Annotated in this window: 6 protein-coding genes; 2 read left to right on the forward strand and 4 right to left on the reverse strand. The window is 36.0% G+C overall.

Features of this window, described 5'->3' with window-relative positions:
- The first annotated feature begins 117 nt into the window (after window positions 1–117).
- Window positions 118–297, forward strand: a complete 180-nt coding sequence (locus Sarmat_RS05975; RefSeq protein ID WP_202149866.1) for a hypothetical protein — start codon at window positions 118–120, stop codon at window positions 295–297.
- Here the strand turns inward: Sarmat_RS05975 and Sarmat_RS05980 are convergent.
- From Sarmat_RS05980 to Sarmat_RS05990, 3 genes are all read right to left on the reverse strand, one after another.
- Window positions 290–469, reverse strand: coding sequence for a hypothetical protein (locus Sarmat_RS05980; RefSeq protein ID WP_202149867.1), 180 nt, complete (start codon window positions 467–469; stop codon window positions 290–292). The genes Sarmat_RS05975 and Sarmat_RS05980 overlap by 8 nt on opposite strands.
- A gap of 101 nt (window positions 470–570) precedes the next feature.
- On the reverse strand, window positions 571–1059 hold the full coding sequence (locus tag Sarmat_RS05985; protein ID WP_202149868.1) for a hypothetical protein: 489 nt from the start codon (window positions 1057–1059) through the stop codon (window positions 571–573).
- Window positions 1060–1091: 32 nt separating this feature from the next.
- The gene (locus tag Sarmat_RS05990) at window positions 1092–2618 is read right to left on the reverse strand and encodes a hypothetical protein (RefSeq protein WP_202149869.1); all 1527 of its coding nucleotides are present in this window, start codon (window positions 2616–2618) and stop codon (window positions 1092–1094) included.
- Between the two features lie 319 nt (window positions 2619–2937).
- Here Sarmat_RS05990 and Sarmat_RS05995 point away from each other — a divergent pair, with 319 nt between their 5' ends.
- Window positions 2938–3741, forward strand: coding sequence for an AEC family transporter (locus tag Sarmat_RS05995; protein ID WP_202149870.1), 804 nt, complete (start codon window positions 2938–2940; stop codon window positions 3739–3741).
- Between the two features lie 78 nt (window positions 3742–3819).
- Here the strand turns inward: Sarmat_RS05995 and Sarmat_RS06000 are convergent.
- On the reverse strand, window positions 3820–4041 hold a 222-nt coding region (locus Sarmat_RS06000; RefSeq protein WP_279611771.1), incomplete at its 5' end, for a transposase family protein.

Raw genomic sequence — 4041 nt, forward strand, 5'->3', positions numbered from 1 at the left:
CCACCTCAAAATCAAATAAGTCCTTAAATTTGCGATATTGATGCTTTGGACTAACTAATTGATTTAAACTTACCATTGTAATTTGATGCGCTGAAGACATTTGAAAACCTCGTTCTTTTGAGATTTATTATAACAAAAATTACCTCATCTCGCAACGGTCCCCATATACTAGAGTATGCTGCGGTGCTCAACATCATTTTTTCTAAAAATTCCTCTTTCATTTTTAGGTTATGCAAGAGGTCTATTATCTCACAACTTAAGACCGCCCGACGCCCTCTTTTTTGCACTCTTAAGTAGCGAGCTCAAAAAAATGTAGGGTACTATGGACTCTACTATTGATTTTAATAGACCTCTTTCCTAACTCTACTCCTGATGGCAACTGTGGCGATGCTGTCGATGCTCGAGTCCTCACGTACTTCATGTACGCTGCGGCTCTGTGCTTCGTATACTCCTCGCATTTGCTCATCATGAGCGAGTTTCGAAAGAGGTCTAATTTCTATTTTCCTCAATTATTACATAAATTTGTAGGGTGCTATGATCCGTGAATACCAGAGTTACTTGTGTTTTTAGTCATAACTTCTCTTGTTGCGACATATCCATCATCCATTTTTTAAAATCTTTAAGAGATCTATAAGGGCTTTTTCCATCAAGATAATGCATAGCTTCCTTCTCTATTCTGAGTAATTGCAATTGATTGCTAAAACACAACGTAATATTTATAGATTGATCATAAAATATATGAGTGTTATTACGTTGTTCTTCGGCATATGCGCAACGTTCCAACGCTTCTGCGCAATGCCTCAATGCTTTTGCATAGTATTGCTGAGCCTCCTCATGCAAACCTAATGCAGAGAATGCTCTTCCTATACACCTTTGTATCCTCAATTTTTGATCTGATGCGAATATCTTGTTGTTTAACAATGACACGCCATCACGTAATACCTCAAGATAACACCTTCTTTTTCTCAAACATGACTCCAGCCCCAGCACAAGCGTTTCGAGGTTATACTTACTCTGGTATTCACGAGCCTCTGTGTTATTCTCATCAAACTTCAACACTGCTGAATATGCTGCATCAGCTTTTTGCCAATCTAGAGAACGATATGCATCACGAGCTTTTTTAAATTGTGACGATAAGTTCTCTGCTTTTTTCTCACTCTCATCATCACTAGGTATATATATTTCACCATCTTTACGAGCATATAAAGCTCCATCACCCCCACATCAGACAACGGAGATTCTGTTATAGATATAAAATTCATGCATCGTTTAATACCACTCATATTTTTCATGTTACTATTCTGTTCTACTACTTCTGCTTGAATGGATTGCTGTTGAAGAATTGCTACATCTTTCTTATCAGACGCGTCAACAACCTGAGCACTTTTTAAAACTTCATGAGTATTGACAGGTATGCAATTTTTTCTATCACGATAAAGAAAGAGATAGCGGCGCTTCTCCTCTTGTATTTTGCATAATAGAGATGGATTAGGAAAGCAGGGAGCGATATTTTTAAATTGATCACTACTCTTCGCTTGAATCACGCACTGTTCTCGCATTTTATTCAATAACTTTTCTACTTTTGCGTAGCATTGCTTACCTTCTTGGTATAAATTACTTGCAAAAAATGCTTTCCCCATACATCTATACACTCGCATCTTACTATCTTGCGTCAACTTCTCATCGTCTAATAATAATAAGCCATTGCGCAACACTTCAAAATAAAGCTTCTTATGTAAATAACTCTCCAACTCTAATATCGACGATTCAAGCTCGCAGTATTGCTTAGCCTCCATATTATTCTCGTCATGCTCTAGCACTTTTGTATATGCTACATAGGCTTTTTGCCAATCTAAAGAGCGATGCGCATCACGCGCTTCGCGCAATTTTAATTCATGACAATACTGTATAGCCTCAACATTATTTTCTTCACGCTCCAAAACTTCTGTGTATATTGCATGATTCATTTTATTTTTATCTGACTTTTGTTTGGAGGAGTAAAGGGTCTTGTACACCGAATGCGCTCCTCTTACCTCCTGGAGCTGAAACTGACCAAGAGTCTTAGATAGCATTAATTCACATGTAGAGTCATACATCTCATTCCTCTCGCGCTCTAAAGCTAAAAGCCTATCTTCCTGCTCCCTTATCTCTTTACAAAAGTCCAATATATCTCTTTTTTGCAATCTATCGCGCACTTCATGTGATTCGAGTACTTGACGAATCAGCTCTAATGCCTCACATACTTGAAGCGACTGTACTGCCTTGTGCGCTTGAGACAATTTTTCCAATACTTCCCGTACGTCAGATTGCTCGCCCCCCTCCCACTGAAAGGCATAATGTATTTGCTCTAACGCAGAGCGTAATATGAATCTGCGCACTCTCAACTCTTGCGATGAATCTAATGTCTGACATGATAATAACCTCTTAGCTTTATCTATTAGCTCTCCAGAACAATTCGCACTCTCATCTAGAGCAATAATCTCTGCTTCAAGCGAGTCCACATCAACTATTATTTCTAAACACTCTGTTTTATGGTTGTGCAAAATTACATGCTCTAGTTTATCATTAGACCGCCCTAATATTCTCTTAAAATTATGGTTACTCTCGGATATACTCATAATTTTTACCTCTGTATTTTATTAAATATTAAATTAGTTAAACAATTACAATTAAATTCAAATTCGTTACATAATACCTCTTTCTAAACTTATCACCCGTATCTTCTGATGATAACCAGTTGATAATACAGTAATCTTCATATATAATACAATAATATTAAGCTAAGTTTGGTAGCGCTTGGTGTCTGTGTTTCACGTAGTTTTATTAAAAACTATATCAATCTTTCTAACTATTCTTGTCGGCTTTTTCGCTGGTAAGCGGTCTTTAGTTTGCCCAGATTCTCTTGCTAATCTCTTATTCTATTTTATAGCACCTATAGTGTTCTTTGCGATTCCCACCACCTCTTCATTAACTTGGAATGTGCTCAGTGTTGCTTTAGTCACATTTCTTATCTCCACCATTTTAGCTCTATTAAATTACTATCTCTCAGGCTTTATCTGGCAAGATCTGAATCGCAATTTTCTCGCAATGTCTGCTGGCGCTGCGAATAACGGATATTTCATGTTGCCAATAGCAGCTTCAATTTTTGACGAACAAACTCTACGCTCTTATATGATGGCAGTAGCTGGAATAAATATATACGAAACTTCTATTGGTTTTTATTTATGCACTAAAAGTGGGGTATCTATAAAAGATAGTATTTTGAGAGTAGCAAAATTACCTGTTATTAACGCTTTTCTATTAGGATGCGTGTTAGGATTTAGCCAAATATCTTTACCGAACTTTCTAGTAGAATTCGTATCAGATATGAGAACTTCATACTCAGTGCTAGGTATGCTAATGTTAGGTATAAACTTAGCCAAACTTAAAACATTTATTATAGACTGGAAATTTTCGTTTTTCGCCTTTTTTTCAAAATTTATTCTATACCCGGTAGTGGTAAATATTTTAATTATATTAGATCAGTTCTTTTTGCACTACTATCAACCACTCGACTACAATGCCCTACGCCTCCTGTCTATAGCGCCAATTTCCGGTGGACTTTTGATGTTCTCGAGTTTTCAAAATTTCTGTCAGGAAAAAATAGCGATTACTATGTTTTTATCTCTTGTAATCGCCATCCTTTATGTGCCCAGCATGATTGAATTGCATACATTGCTAGCTCGATTGTTTACAAATTAACATTAGAGCTGTTGCGTAAGAAAGTAAGTTATGAACTTAAAAAAACACAGAGTATGTTAGGTGTAGAGCTGATGTGTTTTATATCACTAATGCTTTATTATAAAATCCATTTTTGAAATTAATAATTCCAGCTATAATATTAAACTTTAAGTTATACGCTTTGCATTTATTACGGTAAAGATTCGATAAAATGCGAAAGTTTTTAAGTTGAGCGATAATATTTTCAACTTTTATACGTCTTTTAGCAATTATCTTATTATATATTTTTTGCCAGTAACTCAAGGGCTTTTTCTTTCGTGT

This window comes from Candidatus Sarmatiella mevalonica (assembly GCF_016751895.1).
GTDB lineage: Bacteria > Pseudomonadota > Alphaproteobacteria > Rickettsiales > Rickettsiaceae > Sarmatiella > Sarmatiella mevalonica.